Origin of the sequence: Sphingobium sp. HWE2-09 (assembly GCF_035989265.1) — a bacterium.
GTDB lineage: Bacteria > Pseudomonadota > Alphaproteobacteria > Sphingomonadales > Sphingomonadaceae > Sphingobium.
On the sequence record NZ_JAYKZX010000003.1, the window covers coordinates 1,336,342 to 1,354,408 of the forward strand.

Annotated in this window: 19 protein-coding genes; all 19 read right to left on the bottom strand. The window is 60.4% G+C overall.

Features of this window, described 5'->3' with window-relative positions; translation table 11 throughout:
* Positions 1-73: 73 nt before the first annotated feature.
* The 19 genes from U5A89_RS11895 to U5A89_RS11985 all read right to left on the bottom strand — a co-directional run bounded on the left by U5A89_RS11895 (position 74) and on the right by U5A89_RS11985 (position 18,034).
* Complete coding sequence (locus U5A89_RS11895; RefSeq protein ID WP_338161324.1) at positions 74-958, bottom strand: hypothetical protein; 885 nt, start codon at positions 956-958, stop codon at positions 74-76.
* Between the two features lie 77 nt (positions 959-1,035).
* Positions 1,036-1,719, bottom strand: coding sequence for a hypothetical protein (locus U5A89_RS11900; RefSeq protein ID WP_445190651.1), 684 nt, complete (start codon positions 1,717-1,719; stop codon positions 1,036-1,038).
* 62 nt (positions 1,720-1,781) lie between these two features.
* Complete coding sequence (locus U5A89_RS11905) at positions 1,782-2,228, bottom strand: DUF6152 family protein (protein WP_338161325.1); 447 nt, start codon at positions 2,226-2,228, stop codon at positions 1,782-1,784.
* A gap of 41 nt (positions 2,229-2,269) precedes the next feature.
* Positions 2,270-4,489 (bottom strand): TonB-dependent receptor, encoded by a 2,220-nt coding sequence (locus tag U5A89_RS11910; RefSeq protein ID WP_338161326.1) that lies wholly within the window; start codon positions 4,487-4,489, stop codon positions 2,270-2,272.
* A gap of 56 nt (positions 4,490-4,545) precedes the next feature.
* Entirely contained in the window at positions 4,546-5,046 is a 501-nt protein-coding gene (locus U5A89_RS11915; protein ID WP_338161327.1) for a hypothetical protein, read from the bottom strand.
* 1 nt (position 5,047) lies between these two features.
* Entirely contained in the window at positions 5,048-5,695 is a 648-nt protein-coding gene (locus tag U5A89_RS11920; RefSeq protein WP_338161328.1) for a hypothetical protein, read from the bottom strand.
* A 50-nt stretch (positions 5,696-5,745) separates the two neighbouring features.
* On the bottom strand, positions 5,746-6,306 hold the full coding sequence (locus tag U5A89_RS11925; protein ID WP_338161329.1) for a nuclear transport factor 2 family protein: 561 nt from the start codon (positions 6,304-6,306) through the stop codon (positions 5,746-5,748).
* A 5-nt stretch (positions 6,307-6,311) separates the two neighbouring features.
* Complete coding sequence (locus U5A89_RS11930) at positions 6,312-7,121, bottom strand: hypothetical protein (RefSeq protein WP_338161330.1); 810 nt, start codon at positions 7,119-7,121, stop codon at positions 6,312-6,314.
* Positions 7,122-7,175: 54 nt separating this feature from the next.
* The gene (locus tag U5A89_RS11935) at positions 7,176-8,060 is read right to left on the bottom strand and encodes a hypothetical protein (protein WP_338161331.1); all 885 of its coding nucleotides are present in this window, start codon (positions 8,058-8,060) and stop codon (positions 7,176-7,178) included.
* A gap of 63 nt (positions 8,061-8,123) precedes the next feature.
* The gene (locus U5A89_RS11940; RefSeq protein ID WP_338161332.1) at positions 8,124-8,627 is read right to left on the bottom strand and encodes a c-type cytochrome; all 504 of its coding nucleotides are present in this window, start codon (positions 8,625-8,627) and stop codon (positions 8,124-8,126) included.
* Positions 8,624-10,231 carry an FAD-binding oxidoreductase gene (locus tag U5A89_RS11945; RefSeq protein WP_338161333.1) on the bottom strand — a complete coding sequence of 536 codons (1,608 nt, stop codon included), beginning with the start codon at positions 10,229-10,231 and terminating at the stop codon, positions 8,624-8,626. The genes U5A89_RS11940 and U5A89_RS11945 overlap by 4 nt, the downstream gene beginning before the upstream one ends.
* Positions 10,232-10,362: 131 nt before the next feature.
* Complete coding sequence (locus U5A89_RS11950; protein WP_338161334.1) at positions 10,363-10,863, bottom strand: nuclear transport factor 2 family protein; 501 nt, start codon at positions 10,861-10,863, stop codon at positions 10,363-10,365.
* A gap of 15 nt (positions 10,864-10,878) precedes the next feature.
* On the bottom strand, positions 10,879-11,610 hold the full coding sequence (locus tag U5A89_RS11955; protein ID WP_338161335.1) for a hypothetical protein: 732 nt from the start codon (positions 11,608-11,610) through the stop codon (positions 10,879-10,881).
* A gap of 140 nt (positions 11,611-11,750) precedes the next feature.
* The gene (locus U5A89_RS11960) at positions 11,751-12,740 is read right to left on the bottom strand and encodes a hypothetical protein (protein WP_338161336.1); all 990 of its coding nucleotides are present in this window, start codon (positions 12,738-12,740) and stop codon (positions 11,751-11,753) included.
* Positions 12,740-13,168: a DUF6152 family protein gene (locus tag U5A89_RS11965; protein WP_338161337.1), complete on the bottom strand. Its 429-nt coding sequence runs from the start codon at positions 13,166-13,168 to the stop codon at positions 12,740-12,742. Before U5A89_RS11965 ends, U5A89_RS11960 begins: the two co-directional genes overlap by 1 nt.
* Before the next feature lie 162 nt (positions 13,169-13,330).
* Positions 13,331-15,703 carry a TonB-dependent receptor gene (locus tag U5A89_RS11970; protein WP_338161338.1) on the bottom strand — a complete coding sequence of 791 codons (2,373 nt, stop codon included), beginning with the start codon at positions 15,701-15,703 and terminating at the stop codon, positions 13,331-13,333.
* Positions 15,704-16,288: 585 nt separating this feature from the next.
* The gene (locus U5A89_RS11975; protein WP_338161339.1) at positions 16,289-16,804 is read right to left on the bottom strand and encodes a DUF6644 family protein; all 516 of its coding nucleotides are present in this window, start codon (positions 16,802-16,804) and stop codon (positions 16,289-16,291) included.
* A gap of 24 nt (positions 16,805-16,828) precedes the next feature.
* Positions 16,829-17,317 (bottom strand): DUF6644 family protein, encoded by a 489-nt coding sequence (locus U5A89_RS11980; protein WP_338161340.1) that lies wholly within the window; start codon positions 17,315-17,317, stop codon positions 16,829-16,831.
* 108 nt (positions 17,318-17,425) lie between these two features.
* Positions 17,426-18,034, bottom strand: coding sequence for a nuclear transport factor 2 family protein (locus U5A89_RS11985; RefSeq protein WP_338161341.1), 609 nt, complete (start codon positions 18,032-18,034; stop codon positions 17,426-17,428).
* Positions 18,035-18,067 lie beyond the last annotated feature (33 nt).

Genomic DNA, 18,067 nt, shown 5'->3' on the forward strand with positions numbered 1-18,067 from the left:
GCATGAGCGGCGGACGCAGGCCTTGGGCGTCTATTCCGCGATACAATATAGGCTCAGCATCGCGTAAGCGTATCTATGATCCGCCATCCTCCGGTTCCGGCACCATGCCCGCGTTGGGATTGTTGCTTTGATCCGGATCGCCCAGCTGCTCTTCGCAATTATATTCCTTGAACAGCGCCAGTTCGGGCTGCCAGGAATAGGTCCGCACGATCGTCCAGGGCGCGGTGTAATAAAGCGGGTCATCGACCGTCGTGACGATTTCCAGATAAGGCTTGGTCTTGCCGTTATCGACCTTGCGAATACGCTCGGTCAGCGTCGTGCGGGTCGATAGCGGGGTTCCGTTCACGTCGAAATAGAGCGTCTGGCGAAACCCTTCGACGGTGACGACCAGCGTGTTGCCGTCCCAGTGGCCGACCGACCGGCCCATATAGGGCTTTTCCGCCGTTTTCGGCGCGACGGCGGGATCGAGCAGGATGGTCCAGCGGCCATGATATTCTTCAAATAGGAAATCTACCACGCCCTTCGACTGGAATATCTGAAACGGCATGCCCAGGTCGCGCTGCCATTGCGGGCCGGGCGGACGGCATTGTGCCGAGGCGTTGAGGAAAGGCTTGCCGGTGGTCAGCGCGTTGACGCGGCGCGCCAGCACCTTGGCGCCCTCCATCGTATAGGGCAGGACTGCGCCGTACATGTCCCTTTGCACGCGAAATTCCAGCGGCTGGTTATGCACCCAGGTGCCGCGAAGATCGCGCGGATCGGCGGGGGGTCTGGGCGTTTCGGCCGTGAACGGCGCGAGCGGCTGGACGACGCCGGGTGCGGCCGGTGGCAATTCGCTTACCAGTTTTTCCGCGGGTGTCGGCGGCGGCGGTGGCGGGAAGGGGCTGGGCGGTTCGCCGCCTTCCGCCCCCTGACCGGGCGGCGGCGGCATTTGCGCCGCCGCGCCGACGGACTGGGTCAACGTGAGGGCAAGGCAAGCCAGAATGGTAGCCTTGCGCGAAAACGGCGAACGGCGGCGAGCCGGAACCGATTGCGCGATCAAGACGCGAACGCCGACTGATGCTTGGCGATGCGGTCCATGCAGACATCCTCTGGAAAAGCCGCGTCGGGCTGGCGCTTGTAGGTGATCACGCTGGTCCATGGCTGCGTGAAATTGACCGGATCGGCGATCGTCACGCGGTCCTCCAGCGTGTTGGCGTCGACCAGGCGGATTCGCTCCGTCACCTTCATGTCAATGCTGTGCGGGACGAGATCGTCGATCAGCGTGCGTTCGGAAACGTCCGATGTCGTCGCGACCAAACTGTCGCCTTCCCAATGCCCTTTGGACACGCCGGTCATATTCGGCACGACTGGCGGATCGACAGATAGGCCGCGCACGTCGATCTGGCGGATCGCGCGGTTCCATTCGAAATCGAACGTCACGACATTCTGCTGCTGCCAGATTTTGAAGCGCTTGGGCGTCAGCATCAGGCGCGGCACGCCGGGCGTGCTGCAACGGGATGTGGCGATGTCATAGGCGTCATAGTCCTTGCGCGCCTTCAGCCCCTTGTTCCGCTCATAGGCTTTGCGGCCCTCCGCCGTGAAGGGGATGGCCCCCGCCACCGGTTTGAGGCTGCCGGTCGGCGTGGCGATCTGCCACACGCCCTCCAGATTGGCGGTCGCGGCTGGAACTGCTGACGGCGTCTGGGCGACCAGTGCGGCGCACGGCATCAGTAGCGCCACCGCGAGAGATGCACCGCGCCATGCAATACGACGCCTGCCGAGGGTGCGGATTTTTACACCCATCATGACTGCGGACGTCCTGTGGGTGCGCCCTGCGGCTTGCCCGATTGCAGTGCGCTGGCTTCCGTATCGGAATAGGACCGGCCGTCCGCCATGGTCAATTTCGACATGAAACCGCCCGGCAGACCGCTTACATTAGGATGATAGATGATCTGTACCTTGTCCCCGCTATGGAAATCGCGTGGCTGAAAGCCCTGCTTTACGAACAGCAGTGGGCTTCCGCTGCCCAGCGACATGGACGATATCTTGCCCTTGGCGTCCTTGTACATCACGATCAGCGACGAATGGGGCGCGCCCCAACGGAACTCCTTTATCGTCGCCGACACGGTCATGGACTTGGCCATGTCGTAAGCGCGAAAGGAATGATGGGCCAGGACCGGCCCGGCAGACAGCGCCATCAGCGCCGCTGCCGGAACGATCCGCAACCATAGACTCGATTTGCCTGTCATCGCATGTTCCATTGGTGCTTTACGATCCCATTTGGCTGCGGTCATAGCCTGACCGCAGCGGTGATGCCGAATGTCCGCGGATCGCTCAGATCGACCGTGCTGGTTCCAGCGACCGGTCCGAACGCGGCGGTGCGACGCGCGCCTGTCTTGTAACGCACATCGCCGACGTTCCGGACATATCCGGTCAGCGTGTAGCGGCCATCCTCGAACGACAGCGTGGCGCTGAGATTGCCCAGAAGCTTGCCTGAATTATATGCATAGGGCTTGGAGTTCAATGCGCCCGGTCCGCTCACCATCGCTTCGGCGACGGTCAGGCGAGACGCATAATAGGCCGAGCGATAGAGCAGTTCGCCGCGCAGCGACAATCTGGTCTGATCCTGAAGTTCCACACCCTGCTCCAGCCATCCATTCGCCTGGAACGGCACCGTTCCCGGAATCTTGTTGGTCCAGAACAAATATTGGAACTGGGCCGGAATGTCATGATAGCGGGCATGGTTGTAGGAGAGATTGACGCCGACCTGACCGTCCTGCCACGGACGCGCCAGCATTTCCAATTCTCCGCCATAGACCCTGACCGGCGACGTGACGGTATTGAACGTCGGGTTCATCGGGGTTTGCGGCGTCAGATTGATGCCTGCGGTCTGATAGCCGCCATAGTCGTTATAGTAAGCGGCCACGTTGACCTGCAGGCGATTGCCCAGGAAGCGGTTCTTCGATCCGATTTCATAGGAGGTCAACGTCTGCGCCTGGAGATCGACCGGCGATGGGTTGCCGGTAATATCGGTGGCGATGGCGACGTCGCCGGGCGAAAAACCGGTCGATACCGACGCATAGATTAGATTGACCGGGGTCAGATCATGTTCGAGCCGCGCCTTATAAGTGACGTTCTTGAATGTCCGCAGCCCTTCGTCGCCGATAAGATAGCCGGTATTGCCGGTGATGCTGGTATAGACCTGATTGTTTCGAACGCGCGTATAGTCGTAACGAAGTCCTCCGGTGAGGCGGGTCGAATCCGACAGTGCATAGGTCGCTTCGCCGAATACGCCAATATTTTGGGTCTTTTTTGAGGATGCGGATCGGAACGCCAGCGCGTTCGTCGGGTAGAATCTCAGTTCGTTGAGATCCTTCAGCCGGTTATTGTAGTAAAACAGGCCCGCCTGCCATGACAACGCCGAATCATTGTGTGAGTTGATACGCAGTTCCTGGGTCAGGAATTTATCCGTGGGCGTTTGGAAGGTTTGATTGAATTCCGGCACGTTGCCACGCGAAACGCCCAGCGTATTCTGGGTCCATGTCTTGTAGGACGGCAGATAGACCAGGTTGACGCCACCCAGGTCGAGATTGAATTCACCCCAATATTGCCGGAATTTGTTCGTTCCGGTGCCATAGTCGGTTTTGACGGAGGTGAAATTGTCGGGCGTCGGCTGCGTGATCGACACGCCGCCGACATTGGCGACATTGTCCTGAATGGCAACGCCCAGCAGCGCCGAAAATGTGTCCGACGGCGTGAACAGAAGCTTGGCGCGCCCTTCGCTGCTTCGGCGATAACCGCCGATGGCGGAATAATAGCCGTCTTTCGAATATCGGTTGCCAGCCACACGCAGCGCCAGCTTTCCATCGACCAGCGGAATATTCACGGCACCTGAAATCTGCGTCAGATTGTAATTGCCCACCTGCCCCAGCAGATCGACGCCGAATTTCGTCAGGTCGGGATTGCGCGTGTGAATGGCGACGACGCCCGACGTGGCGCTGCGCCCGTACAAGGTGCCTTGCGGGCCGCGCAGCACTTCGACCCGTTCGATGTCGTAGCTGCCGCCGATGCCGTTATAGACACCGTCGACATAGATGGCGGCCGCCGCGGCGGTCGACGTTACGCTGCCCCCGGTGCCGACGTTCGACTGAATGCCGCGGATCGTGAGGCCAGAGGCGGGATTGTCGGTGGCGCCGGTATTGGAGCCTCCGGGGCTTTCGGCTGCGCCGCCAAGGACGCCGGGCACATTGTCAAGGATATTGGCCAAGCTGTAGCGGCCCTGCCTGCTCAGATCTTCGCCGCTGCGCGTGCTGATGGATGCGGCGGTCTTCTGTTCCGTGCTGGTGCGCCGTTCGGCGGTGACGATAATGTCCACCAATGTCCGTCCGTCCGATTGTTGGCTCGCAGATGTGCCGCCAACAGCGGACGTGGAATCCTGACCGAATGCGGCAGACGCAGCCCCCAGGCCGACCATCGATACGGACAGCATCAAACAAATATGCAAACGCATAATCACCTCCCCTAAAACGACCTCTATGGATCTTAATTCTTGTGAACATTGTATAGCTATTTCATCAATATTGTAATCGCATTTAACGCCATGATCGGACTCTTTTCCTTTCCACTCACGTCGAGCAAACTCTGTGAGCTATCCTTGACATCATAGCCTGCGCTACGCAGCCTCTTCACGAGAACATCCGGGTCACGCTTGATGACCACCGCCAGATCCTTGATCGGCGCGTTGGTCGACGCCTCCATGAAACTGCGCAGGCCTTTTTCTCCGCCGCCATCGATTTTCGGCCCGACAGGAATGAAGGTCGCGATGACGATTACTACATAGATGCCGATGATGATGCGTGCCTTGGTCTGTTTGAGATAGCGTTTGAACGCCACGAAATTGGTCGTAACGTGGGCCAGCCCACCGACGATGAAGATCAGTCCCAGATATTGATGCGCATTCTTGCCGATCAGCGTGGCGACGTCGAAAAACATCGCCAGCCCCGTTACGGCTGCCAACAGGAAAGCGCCGATGACCACCGGCGTGGCCCATTCGCGTTTGATAACCATCCTATCGGCTCCCCGCTGGCGGTGGAGACGCAGGTCGGGGCTGTTCCGCAGCGCCCTTGGTGACGAGATCCTTGAAAGGCACCGTCATGGCCTTTGGCGGATTGGGCGGGATGCGCGCGCCATCCCAATGTTCGACCAGCTTGCCATTATCAACGCGCCAGAAGTCGAAGGCGAACGCCTCATAGAATTGGCCGGGATGCTGGGGGTCGGGCAGGTAGGATTTCTTGAGCTGAAACACATGATCGCAGTCGGCCATGATATAATGATAGGGGTCTTCGGCTGGCTGGCCCGGGAGCGGCGGTGGCGGTCCTTCCGCGCCCTTCGCCTTCATCTCCAGCAACAGCTTGAACTCGTCGAGCCCGTGCACGCCGTTCACCTCACCTATGCGGCGCGCGATCGGATTATGCTGGATATAGTCCGGAGCCATCTTCTGATAGGCCAGTTCCGGGTCGTTCTTCATGTCGAACAGGTGGGGCAACGCCTTGTTCGCGGCGATCTGCTGCGCGCTGCAGCCTTGGGCTGACGCCGCGGCCGCGGGCGTGGCTTGCGCCATGGCGATGCCGACAGCGCCCACGCAGGTCAGCAGCCCGGCCGCAATGGCCAGATGCCTGATCGATGGAGCGGACTTTGCGCGAAGGAGATTTGTCATGACCATGTCGCCTGTAGAAAGATGCCGGATAGATAAGCGGGCGTCCGGTTTCAGCCGCCTGGAAGCGGACCACCGGGCGGGGGACCACCGGGAAGGACTGCGCCGGGCGGCGGCGGGGGCATATCCGCCAGCGGCGTGTCCAGCCACTCCAGTATCTTCCTGTTGTGGACGCGATAATAAGCGCCCATCGGCATGGTGATGAGCTTGCCACCCAGCGAAAATTGATCGACGCGCCGGGCCAGCACCAGCACATCATTCTTTGCGCTGCCTACGGCGCACAGGGACTCAAACCTGATGCCGGTCAGGCCGCGCAGCAGGATGTTCACATCCTCCCGCAATGCCGTCAGCCCTTTTTTCAGATCGGTCTGGAACGGGTCGTCGCGATACTGGACGGCATCGTCCATGAGAGAAAGGAGCTTGTCGACGTCCTTGGCCACCAGCGCGTCGGCCCAGGCTCTCACCAGCGCGATCGCCCGCTTTTCTTCCGGCCCCTGGGCAGGCGTCGATTGCGCACGCGCCGCGACCGGGATCGCCGCGGCGGCCGCCACCCCGGCCAATAGCGTTCGGCGCGCGACGCCAGGCGTCATGGCCGTGTCGATCTGCTCGGACATGGCGGTCAATCCTTCCCCTTGGGCGGCGTGCAAACCACCTTGTCCGCGACGACGCCGTCCTTGACCGGGAACACGCAGGTCGGCCGGAACCAGTCATGCTGCCAGGTGAACTCTTCGAACAGGTCCGCGCGGGGATTTTCCGCGCAGTCATAATCGACCAGCTTCACCCCGGAAATACGCTGCCATTTGCGCGTCTTGGTAAATGACTCCTTATAATATTCCGGGTCGGTGAAGGTGGTGACGCTGGTCAGGAAATTGCCGTCGGCGCTCTTGGTCAGGCGTTGCACCATGTGCATCTGGGTTCCGTGGGGATTGCCGACCTCATCCATCTGTCCCTTGCCATTATAGCCGATCGTATCGATGACGAGCGTATCGCCGTCCCAATGCGCGACGGAATTGCCCGAATAGGATGGTTGCAAATCCTTGGGGTGATCCTGATTAAGGTAGATTTTCCGCACTTCCCGATCCTCTTCCTGCACGAACACGAATTTTTCGGGCGTCTGGAGGATCAGGACCGGGCCTTTGGGCGAAATCACACCCTGAATACCGGTCGGTCGGCAGGTCAGATGCGCGCTCGCATTGGCATGGCCTGCCTTGAACAGTTCAAGCCGGGTGGCGGCGAGATCCTGCGCTTCGGGCTTGTAAGGCAGGTCGATGCCCAGCAGGAAGGGAGAGTTGGTCGGAAGATCAGTCCAAGTCCCCTCGAAATTATGCGGGTCAGACGCCGGGCTTGTCGCCTGCGTCTGAGCGACCGCCCCCGACGACGCAGCGCCAGCGACCAGCAGCACGGCCAGAGCAGCACTTGCAGAACGCAAAGCGGAACATATAGGCCCGCGGCGCATGAATGACGTTGTGAAAGCCATCATGATTTACTCCTTCACAGCCGGCAGACCGGCCTGGATGCGATCCAGGCAGACGTCTTCACCACGGCTTGCCTTGGCCTGCCGCCTGTAGGTCACGACGGTTTCCCAAGGACGGGTGAATGTGTCGGGATCTTCAAACCGGATACGGTTTTCCAGCACATCCGGGCTGATCAGCCGGATATGCTCGGTCAGCTTGAGATTACCGCTATGGGGCATACCCGCATTGTCGAGCAGTGTTCGTTCGACCAGATGATCGGTTTCGATGACCAGAACATCCTCTTCCCAATGAGCCTGGGAAAAGCCGGTCGGGACGTCCTCGATTTCCTGGGGACCGGCATCCGCACCTGGCCCGCCAGGACCACCGGGAGGTGGGCCGGGGGGCGCACCGGGCGGCCCACCCGGGGGGCCGCCTGGAGGTCCACCAGGTGGCCCTCCGGGTGGGCCGCCGATGCCAGGCGGCGGGGGTGCTGAGGCATCCTTGTCGAGGCCGCCGGGCAGATAGGCGATCCGCGCCCACCAGTCCCACTGATGCAGGAACACGACCTGCTTGGGCCGGGAGATGATCTCGAACGGATAGTTGACCAGCAACAGCCGCGGCATGCCGAGCGACGAACACCATGTCGCGCTATCGAACGCTGTGTCGCCTTTCGCCCGGTCGGCCTGCCGCGCTTTGTAGATTTTGGCCGCTTCCGGCTTCAGGGGCGGCTCCGTACCATCGGCCGTGCGCAACATGCTTACCGGCTTTTCGATCAGCCAGACGCCGCCGATCTGCTGCTGCGCATTGGATGTTTGGGCGGTCGCGGTTGCCACGATGTCCAAAGGCGCAAACCCGCCTGCCCAGCCCGCCAGCGCTATCGCCGCCGTCCATATGAAGAGATGTGTCTTTCTCATCGGTGCCGTTCTCGCTGTGCAATGATGAATGGGATGAAGTGAGGGATGGCCGGCCTGCCGCCGTTAATGGGGCGGATCGGTCTTGGTGTTGCGACTGAGATAGGCGGACAGCGCATCCAGGTCGGCGTCCGTTATCTCGGTCTTGCGGAATGGCGGCATCGCGTTCAGGCCATTCCTGACGAAGGTGCTGACGATGTCAGGCGTCAGGTCGGTGCGGCTTTCCAGATCGGCCGGGACGCTGCCCTTGTAGCGCTGCCGCAACAGGGCGGTGCCCAGCGGCGTGCGGGAGATGGGCGACAGCTTGTCAGCCGCCTCCTTGCCGCCCGACGGTTGGAAATCGGGCGCGTGACAGCCCGAACACCATTTGCTGTACACCAGATAGCCCTGTCCGACCTTCCCGGGCAGGTTCGACGCCGGGACGACGCCGCCGATCGAGGATTCATAGACCGGCCTGCGGGGCGATTGCGCCTGCGCTGCGCCATCGTCGTGAGTGGACCGGACATAGAGGACAGATCCGACCAGGGCCGTTCCGGCCAGGGCCAGGAGAGGAAAGAGCGCCTTTTTCATGGCCGCGCATCCCGCATATGCCGGGGCCAGATGCCGCTTTTGCCCGGCGCCAGCACCCCCTTGGGATCGATCGCGTCCTTCAGCGTTTCGCAGAATCGGCGGAGCGCATGGTCGTTGAAGGAATATTGATCCATCACCTCGCTCTGGAAAGCGACATGGGTGCGATATTCGCCCCAGCCCTTCGCCGCGCAGGTTTCGACCAGCCGCTTGAACAGCGCGCGATATTTCTGGTTGTTCGCCGCGTCGTCGGTGATCGCCATGGGGTAGGTGAAGATATACGCCTTGGGATAGACCGTGTTGCACAGGCCCCAGCCCAGGAAAGGCGCCCGCATCGGCTCTTCGGCATGGTCGAGCACGACTTCGCGGATGGTCTGTTTCAACGCGAACAGATCGTCCGCCGTCGCCCGGCATACGGGCGAAAAGAAATACATGCCGCGCCGCGTGTCGCCCATGGCCAGGCTGCTGAACGGCCACAGGCTGGGCACGCCCAGCTGCGGACGCAGATCCGGCGCGATATCGTCCAGCTTCAAAGGAAAGCTGTAGGACCAGTCCATGGTAAATTGCGTACCCGCGATCTTTGCGAACCGATCCCGCGCATAGTCGATCGTCGCCTGAGCGATCCTGGCGGGGCCGCGCACATTGCCGGTGACGGTCGATACCGGAATGCCTGCGTCCCTGCCCAGTGTTTCCCAGTCGCCCGGCGATCCGCCGTCACGCTGGCTGAGCAGCATGGCGGCACGCTTCACGACGTCGGGCGCTGCCTGCCCCGGTGCGACCATGGGGCTGCGGATCGGACTGGACACGCTCGACAGATAGAGCAGGCCTTCTTCGCGCATCGCCTGAATGGTGGCGATCAGCGGATACATATCCTCATGCTTGCCCGAACTGACCGTGAACTGGGCTTGCATCTCCGGCTTGCGTGCCAGGGCAAAGCCCATCCGCGTCACGATCCCGAAATTGGACTGGGAAAACAAGCCGTTGATGTAGGGACCATAGCCATAGGGAAAGGCGTGCCACAGCCGATCGTCGGGCAGCGCGCCCATGCCCGTACGCAGCAGCTCGCCATTGGGCAGCACGACCTCCAGCCCCCGCGCGGCGCCGAAATTGTCCCCCATCACGAAGCTGACGCCATGGTCGAGCGCATTGCCGACCGGGCTGCCCCAGCCCGGTTCGGGCGCGGACACCATGAACGGATAGCCGTTTTCCTCGAAGTGCCGATAGAGTTCGATGAAGTTGACGCCGGGTTCCACGACGACATAGCCTTGGTCGACATTGACCTCGACGATCTTGTTCATGCGCTTGAGATCGACGATCACGCAGCCATTCTGGCTGGGCGAGGAGCCGCCATAGCCCAGGTTGCGACCGGTCGAGAAAGTGTAGAGCGGCAGGCCATATGTGTTGGCGATGCGGACGACCTGCTGCACCTGTTCTACATTGGCGGGCGCGACGGCTGCGGACGCCTTCATCTGCAACGCGGGTTCCACAGCAAAGGGGCTGTAGGCGTCATTATACGACGCCAGGTCGGCGTCGCTGGAAAACAGCCAGTCCTTGCCCACCGCCGCTTCAAATTCGCGCAGGGCGTTGGCAAAGCCGGAACTGTTCATGTGGGACGGAAGCACCCTGATCCTACCTTTACATCCTGCATCCTGTAGATCGACGCATGTTTTCTTATGACGGCCCTGGTCGCCGATATTCTGTTCGCTCGCTGTCTATCGATGGGTTTTCGAACCCCGCCTCAACTCCAGTCCTGAAGGATGATGGGCGGCGCGGCGCGGATCCGGGAGAATTTGCCGTCCTTGACGCTGTAGAGGATGATGCCGCGCTGCCGCAGCACCTGCCCCTGTTTCACGGACTTGCCGAAAAGTCCGGAAAGGGCCGTGATCGGCATGTCGCGCACGCACCGGAATTCGCCCAGAAACTGCGCCGCCGAACCATGTTCGTCGGCGATATAGTCTTCGACCGTGATATGTTCGGACACATAATGGGATAGCGTCCGACGGAAATCGACGATGGCTGCGGGACCGGTCAAAGGCGGCACCGTTTCCATCACTACATCCGGATTGTAGAATTGCGCGAAACCAGGATTTTCGGCGTTATACAGCGCGATATAGGTGTCGAACCGTTTGCGCGTGACCATCCTGGACGCCGCAGGCCGCGCCGCCGGAGCGCGCACCGCCGTGGCGGCCAGCGCCATGGCGGGCAATGCGTAGGTCAGCATCTCTCTTCTTGACGTCACGAACGGAACTCCAGCTTAGCGGGGCAATGCGGGCTTTCCCGCCTTCTTGCGATCGAGGCAGTTGTCTTCCAGGAATGGTTCGTCCTGCTGACGCTTGTAGGTCAGCACCGTTTCCCAAGGCCGCGTGAAGTTGGTCGGATCGGTAATGGTGATCCGGTCCTCCAGCGTGTCGCGATCCTTCAACCGGATATGTTCGACCAGTTCGAGCGTGTCGCTGCCCGACACCAGATTGTCCAAAAGCTTGTCGGGCAGAAAACCCAAGGACTTCACGACCAGCGTATCGCCGCTCCATTGTCCGAAACTGGCGCCGTTCATGGAATCCACTTCCGGGCGCTTTTGCGGAACGTCGCGCATGTCGATCTGCCGGAACAGGCGGTTCCATTCGAACGCCATCGTCACCACGCGCTCGCGCTGGATCAGCCGGAAGCGACCGGGGACCAGCATCAATCGGGGCAGCCCCGGCGCGGAACAGGTCGACGCCGTCTGGTCGAAGCTCAGATCCCGCTTGGCCGCGTCCTTTTTGTTCTGCTCATACTGCGCCAGCCCGTCCTTCGTGAAAGGCGGCTTTGCAGCATCGGTCGGGACCAGCGCCGTTTGCGGCGACGCCAGCTTCCATGCGCCTTCCAGATTGACGGACCCCGACGGCGCAGTGGACTGCGCCATCGCCATCGGCGCGCACACCAATCCGGCCAACAGCGCCGTCATGCCCGCATGGCGTCGCAGGGCGGCGCCCAAAATCTGTTTCACCAGGGAACCCTTTTTCACTGTCTTCGCCGTGATCGCGCCATGGGCGCATGCCGACATCAGGACCGCCGATCGATCGGGCGGGGAGCGGCGCGCACATCCTGGCGCCGGGAGGGCTTTTGCCGTTGCAGCAGGTTGCGCCATCACCTGTCGTCCGGTTCCGGGATCAGGCCGAAGGCGCTGCCCCCACCCTCCGACGCCTGAGATTCGCAATTATATTCTTCCAGGACGTTCTTGTCGGGACGCCACGCGAAGGTGCGGACGAACGACCAGGGCGCACTGTACATCTTGGCGTCGTAGACGGTCGCAAAGATTTCCAGCTTGGGCTTGCCATAGTCGATCTTGCGGATGCGATAGACGATCCGGGCATCCTTGGACGCGGGCGTGCCGTCGAAATCCGTCCAGAAGCGATCCTTGTAGTTGGTCGTTTCCACGACCAGCGTGTCGCCTTCCCAATGGCCGATGGAATCGCCCATATAAGCGCGCGGCGCCGACGCATCATGGGTCGTCCGATCGAGGCGAATGGACCAGGCGGCGTGATCCATCGCGAACAGGATCAGAACCTCCTTGTCCGTTTGATAGATCTGGAAGGGATAATAGAGGCCGAACAGCCAGGGTTGCGCGGGCGGCCTGCATTCTCCCGAAGCATTGGAATAGGGCTTGCCATCGACATAGGTCGATTTCACGCGCCGATCGCGAATGCTGCGCCCCAAAGGAGTGAAGGGAACGTCATTGCCGTAGACGTCCCATTCGACGCGCGCGATCGCCGGCTGGTCCTTTGCCCAGGCGCCTTCGAGATTGCGGGGATCGGACGATGGCTTGGGCGCATCGGCAGCCAAGGGCGGATAGAGGTTGCGGATGACGCCCGCTTCCGCCGTAACGCCGAACAACACCCGGCCGCCACCCGGGCCGAAAACCGGAAGGTCGGGATTCTTGGGCAGCGGCGGCGGCCCCTGCATCTTGGAGGGCGGTCCCGACGCCCCGTCAGGTGGCGGCGGCATGCCATCGGCAGGGGGCTGCATACCCCCCGCAGGCGGTTGCACACCGGCGGGCGGCCCCGACTGCGCAAGCGCCCCCTGCGTCGCCGCCATCACGCTCAACGTACCCACCAGCAAGGTCAGGGACCACCGCATCAATTGGCTCGCTTCAATGTCGGCAGGCCAAGATCGGTGGGCAGTTCGCCCTGATTGCCCGGGCCATACAGCACCTTGCCGTTCGCCAGCGTGACGGAGCGCAATGTGCCGCCCGGCTCGCCTGAACGGATCGGCGCGATGACGACTTTCAGCTTGTCGCCGACCTTGAACATTTCAGGCTTCCAACCCAATCGCCGCGCCAGGCCTGGCGAACCGGATTTTATGGCCCATTCGACCATTCCACCTTTACCATTGGGGATGACGACCTGAAGAAAACAATGGGGGTTCATCCATTGCAGTTTCTTGAGGGTTCCGTTGAGTGTAACGGTTTTATTATAGTCGTAATTAGCGGTCGAATGATGGGAGATCGCTTGCGACCCCACCGTCATCGCGGCTACCGCAAATACCAGTTTCAAATATTGTTTCATGGCTTTGCAGAATCCATATCCCAAAACTTCGATCAGAGCGCGAATGTTTCGCACATAATCGATGATACGCTATCGATCATATATTATATGTATTGAGTGCTTAGGCATAGCGCCGTACATTTCCGCACTCAAACATCTTTACATAACTTTACGTCCATATCTTCAGAAGTCTGCCGCCAGGACTACGCCGAATGTTCTGGGGTCAGCATATCTGGCGATGACGATATTGGCCGGAGGAGGACCACCGGGCGTGCCGACTCCCGGAACGACCGATCCCGTCTGGATGTAGCGGCGGTCGCCGATATTGCGGACATAGGCGGTGATCGAATAGCGACCGGCGATGGTCCAGGTTGCATGAGCGTTGGCGACGAATTGATCGTCGACCCGAACCGACGGCGCCAGCCCATTGGCGATATCGACCTGACTAAGATAGGTAAAGTCGTAGCCGGAGCGATAGATGCCATCGACGCCAAGTTCGAGGATATGATTATCCGCAAGATCGATATGTCGAATATAGGAAATATTGGCAGTGACCGGCGATATACCGGCAATTTTTTCCTGTGCGATATTGCTCGCAAAGTTGGCCGTCTTATCTTTGAACTTGGCATCAGTGTAGACGATGTTGAAACCGATCCTGTCATTGGGACTGGGTCGGAATGCCGCCTCCAACTCGGCACCCTTTATTTCCGCCTTCGATGTCAGGGTCACGAGGTTGAGCGTGGGGTCGCCGGGCGGGGCCACATTGACGCCACCGACCTGATAGCCGCCATAGCGATAATAATAGATCGCGCCATTGAGCTGGAGCGTGTTGCCGAACAGGCGGTTCTTCGTCCCGATTTCATAGGCCGTCAGCGTTTCGGTATCGAAGTCAGCGATATAGGGCCCGGCCGCCCCGGAGGTGACGTTGATGTCGCCCGGCAGAAATCCAGTCGATACAGAGGCATAGACCAGATTTTCCGGCGTGAGGTCATGTTCGACGCGCAGCTTGAACGTCATATTGTTGAACACGCGCTTGCTGGTATCCGGCCGCACCTGCAACGTTACGGGAATGCTCGTCGGCGGAAAGGTGGAAAGGTCCGAGACGATGGACGTATAATCCTGATCCGTCGTAATCTTCGTATGGTCGTAGCGAATGCCTGCGGTCAATCGGGTCTGATCCGTAAAGGAAAAGCTACCCTCTCCAAAGACTCCCAGATCCGTCGTCAGCTTCTTGTTAAGCGTCGACTCATAGCTCAGATTATAGACTCCATCGGTAGGAAGCCCCTCTGGCGGCACGACCACGCCCGGCACCGTCGGCGGCGCAGCGGGCGCTGGCGTCTGATTTTCGACCAGATTATGATTGCGAAGGTCGTTGCGGTAATAATATCCGCCGACCTGCCACTTCAAACGGGAAGTGCCGCTGGACGCGAGACGCAGTTCCTGGGTCAGGAAATGATCGCGAGGCGTTTCGATCGTTTGGCGGATCAGCAATCCGCCCTGCGTAAAGGCTTGCCCACTCTGTTCCCATGTGCGGAATGCAGGGATATAGGTCAATGCAGCTGCGCCCAAGTCCCAGTCGAGTTGCGCCCAATACATGCGGAACTTGTTTTTGGCGTCGCCGATCGGGACATCGCTATAGGTCAGCTTGCCGGGCGACAGCACCTGCCCGTTGATCTCGCCCGAATGCGTTTCGTTATCCTGGAATGCAAAGCCTGCCAGCAACGAGAAATTATCGGTCGGCGCGTACAGCGCCTTGATCCTGCCCTCTGTCGTGGAAATCGCATCACCGTCTTTGGCGTAATAGCCATCGCGGCTATAATAATTGCCGGACGCGCGTACGGCAAAATGCTCGCCGACAGGGATGTTGATGGCGCCGGTGACATGCGCCAGATCGGCAGTACCGACCTCCGCTGCCGCGTTGCCGCCCCATTGACCGACCAGTGGATCGCGCGTGTGGATCGCGATCACGCCTGCAGTCGCACTGCGACCATATAATGTACCCTGCGGACCGCGCAGCACTTCGACCCGACCGATATCATAGGCGCCACCAATGCCCCCGGCGATATCATCGGTGTAGATGGCGGTGGCAGGCACCGTCGAATTGATGCTGCCGCCCAGGGGCGCGTTCGAACCGATCCCCCGGATCGAAATCCCCGTGCCTGGCGTGTCGGTGCCGGCACCAGCGGCACCGACATCGGCGCCCCCCGCCACGCCGGGCACATCTTCCAATATCTGGCGAAGGGTGAATTTTCCTTCCTTTTGCAACTGTCCGCCCTGACGGACACTGACCGATGCAGCCGTATTCTGAAGAGATTCCATACGGCGTTCCGCCGTGACGATAATCTCATCCAGGGCGGTGGTCGGACGCGTCGCCGCCGTCTGCGCATGGGAAGGCATCGCAGCCATGCCCACGATCGCCGTGCCGACGAGCGACGCCATCCGCACCGACATCACATGCTTATGAGGTCGGGCAAGATCGCGAACGATGCGCATTGGCGGATTCGAAACCACCACGGCTTTCAGCGATTGCTCGACCTTTTCAGTCTTCAATTTCATGATCATCCGCCCCTACAGATTATAATTTGTCGCGCTCTCAATAGGCGCGTTTTTATATTTCACGTCACTACGTGCTCAACCAGCCCGCAATTACGAAAACAGTATCCATTTTAATGTTCAAATATTATCTATTGATATTCAATCAATATTGGTTTTGCCTGTTTCAGCAATGTGCAATGAGGTTTCATTGTTTTAAGGTGCAAGCCTGATGGCTGGCAAAACTTGCAAACCGGATCGATCGTCGGCCGATATCGGGGACGCCCAATTCACCACGATCGAACGCGGATGCGAACGATATCGCATCGCCAAAGCCAGCTCCTCTCTGCCGGGATCAATGACCCGATCATTCTTATATTGAACCATGTGGTCATATTTGACCTTATTAGTCAATTGAAATTTGGACGTAAGCCGCACGACATGGATAGCGAGAATATAAGCTCTTTTGCGTGGGCATGGCTTTAAGCGCTGGGGCAATGATATTATCGCAGAGAGCGCGCACGATGCGCCGTCGCCCTTCCCCAACGTGGTTCGGGCGCCGACATGACTGCCGACGCCCGTTGTGGCTGTTGCGGTAGGATGGACCGTTCAGGCGAGCGGGTAGGAATAGCCGATCCAGCGGCCCAGAAAGACGATGAGGATCCAGAGCGTCAGCGAACTGATGCCCGCGACCTTTGCAGCGGTGGGGGTGGGCAGGCGGTCGTCCCACTCGCCGATCTTGCGATAGGCGGTCAGGTGGAAGATGCCCATGTTGATGCCCGCGATGACGATGGCGACCAGCTTGAAGCGGAACGGCATGCTTTCATAATAGCCGGTCGCGTTGGACAGGAAGAGCAGCGAGCCGGTGATGATCGCAAAGGCGAAGGCCACCCAGGTAAAGGGCAGCATGTCCACGATCAGCTGACGCGCGCCGCGACGGTGCGAGGAAAAGCCGATGAGCCGCAGATCGACGATGGCGATCGTGCCCACGACGATGGCGATCATCAGCACATGGGTGCTTTCGATCCAGGGGAAGAGCGTCCCGCTCTCGCGGATCGCCGTGCCGATCGCCGAATCATATAGCGTCTGCATCAGGCCGCCCTGGGTTTCGAGGCTGGGAACCATGGGATATTCTCCGGACAGATGGGATTATTGGTAGTAGGCGATCCAGCGTCCGCAGAAGACGACCATCATCCAGATCGCGAGCGAGGCCCAGGCCATCGGCTTGATCAGCCGGGCCGCGCGGGCATGTTCGATCCGATAATCGGGATGCAGGATGGGATAGCGGAACAGCAAAGTCAGGGTGAAGCCGGTAAGGACCAGCGCCATCTTGACCCAGAAGACCAGGTTCGTGAGCACGCGATAGGGTTCGGCCAGGCCCAGCACGAAACCCGACGTCAGCAGCACGGCCAAGCCCGACCACATCCAGGGGAGATGGCGCTTGACCACGCCGCGCGGCGTTTCATCGGTGGCGAGCACGCCCGCCAGGCGCAGGTCCATCACGATGGCCGCGCCGATCACCGCGGCGATCGCGACGATATGGACGCTCTGCACCGCAGGGACGATCCATGCGGTTTCGCGCAGGCCCGTGCTGATCGCGGTGCCGTAGAGACTTTGAGCAAATTTTTCGACTGACATGTCGGGGTTCCTCGCGGCTGGGGCGGACGTGTCGATTTCGATCGAAACGCGTGCATTGCAGAGCTTTTCAAGAAAAGCCGCTCTGCACGCGCCGTCGAAACCAGCCGGTTACGGCTGATTGCCGGGGGGCGGCGGCATCATAGCTGCCGGAGGCATGGCACCTGGAGGCGGACCACCGGGAGGCATGGCACCGGTCGGCGGCATGCCCGGACCGCCGACGCCCGATGGCTTCTGGCTCAGGTCCCAATGCTCGACCAGCTTGCCGTCCTTTACCCGGAACATGTTGAAGATATAGGATTGCTGGACCTTGCCGGTCGCTGGATCTGGCATCTCGCGCGATGTCAGCATCATGACCAGATCATTTTCCGCCATGATCGCGATCGGCTTGGCCGGTGGCGGGGCTTTCATCGCCGGCATGGACTGGAACATATGCACCAGCTTGTCGCGCCCGTTACCGGTCCCCCCTTCATCGGCGAACGCGGCGGCATGCTGAATATAGTTGGGGCTGATATAGCGTTCGGCGATGCCCTGGATGCGCGCCTTCATGGCGTTTGCGGCATCGGCGTCGTCCAGCGCCTTGTAGAAATCGACCACGACTTTCCGGTTGGCGGCTTCCGCGGGTGTTTCATGAGCGCTGGCGGGCGAAACGGCGGCCAGCATCGCCGCTAGCGATATGCCAATCCCCGCCCATGTGCCAAAGCGTGTCGATATGCGCATGACGTCTCTCCTGTACGATCGGCTTTCGATAGA

Excerpts from the sequence above, each read along its gene's own strand:
- U5A89_RS11975 (WP_338161339.1), bottom strand. The coding sequence starts at position 16,804 with ATGGTTCCCAGCCTCGAAACCCAGGGCGGCCTGATGCAGACGCTATAT.
- U5A89_RS11905 (WP_338161325.1), bottom strand. The coding sequence starts at position 2,228 with ATGACAGGCAAATCGAGTCTATGGTTGCGGATCGTTCCGGCAGCGGCG.
- U5A89_RS11910 (WP_338161326.1), bottom strand. The coding sequence starts at position 4,489 with ATGCGTTTGCATATTTGTTTGATGCTGTCCGTATCGATGGTCGGCCTG.
- U5A89_RS11925 (WP_338161329.1), bottom strand. The coding sequence starts at position 6,306 with ATGTCCGAGCAGATCGACACGGCCATGACGCCTGGCGTCGCGCGCCGA.
- U5A89_RS11945 (WP_338161333.1), bottom strand. The coding sequence starts at position 10,231 with ATGAACAGTTCCGGCTTTGCCAACGCCCTGCGCGAATTTGAAGCGGCG.
- U5A89_RS11960 (WP_338161336.1), bottom strand. The coding sequence starts at position 12,740 with ATGCGGTGGTCCCTGACCTTGCTGGTGGGTACGTTGAGCGTGATGGCG.
- U5A89_RS11915 (WP_338161327.1), bottom strand. The coding sequence starts at position 5,046 with ATGGTTATCAAACGCGAATGGGCCACGCCGGTGGTCATCGGCGCTTTC.
- U5A89_RS11940 (WP_338161332.1), bottom strand. The coding sequence starts at position 8,627 with ATGAAAAAGGCGCTCTTTCCTCTCCTGGCCCTGGCCGGAACGGCCCTG.
- U5A89_RS11935 (WP_338161331.1), bottom strand. The coding sequence starts at position 8,060 with ATGAGAAAGACACATCTCTTCATATGGACGGCGGCGATAGCGCTGGCG.
- U5A89_RS11970 (WP_338161338.1), bottom strand. The coding sequence starts at position 15,703 with ATGAAATTGAAGACTGAAAAGGTCGAGCAATCGCTGAAAGCCGTGGTG.
- U5A89_RS11985 (WP_338161341.1), bottom strand. The coding sequence starts at position 18,034 with ATGCGCATATCGACACGCTTTGGCACATGGGCGGGGATTGGCATATCG.
- U5A89_RS11980 (WP_338161340.1), bottom strand. The coding sequence starts at position 17,317 with ATGTCAGTCGAAAAATTTGCTCAAAGTCTCTACGGCACCGCGATCAGC.
- U5A89_RS11920 (WP_338161328.1), bottom strand. The coding sequence starts at position 5,695 with ATGACAAATCTCCTTCGCGCAAAGTCCGCTCCATCGATCAGGCATCTG.
- U5A89_RS11965 (WP_338161337.1), bottom strand. The coding sequence starts at position 13,168 with ATGAAACAATATTTGAAACTGGTATTTGCGGTAGCCGCGATGACGGTG.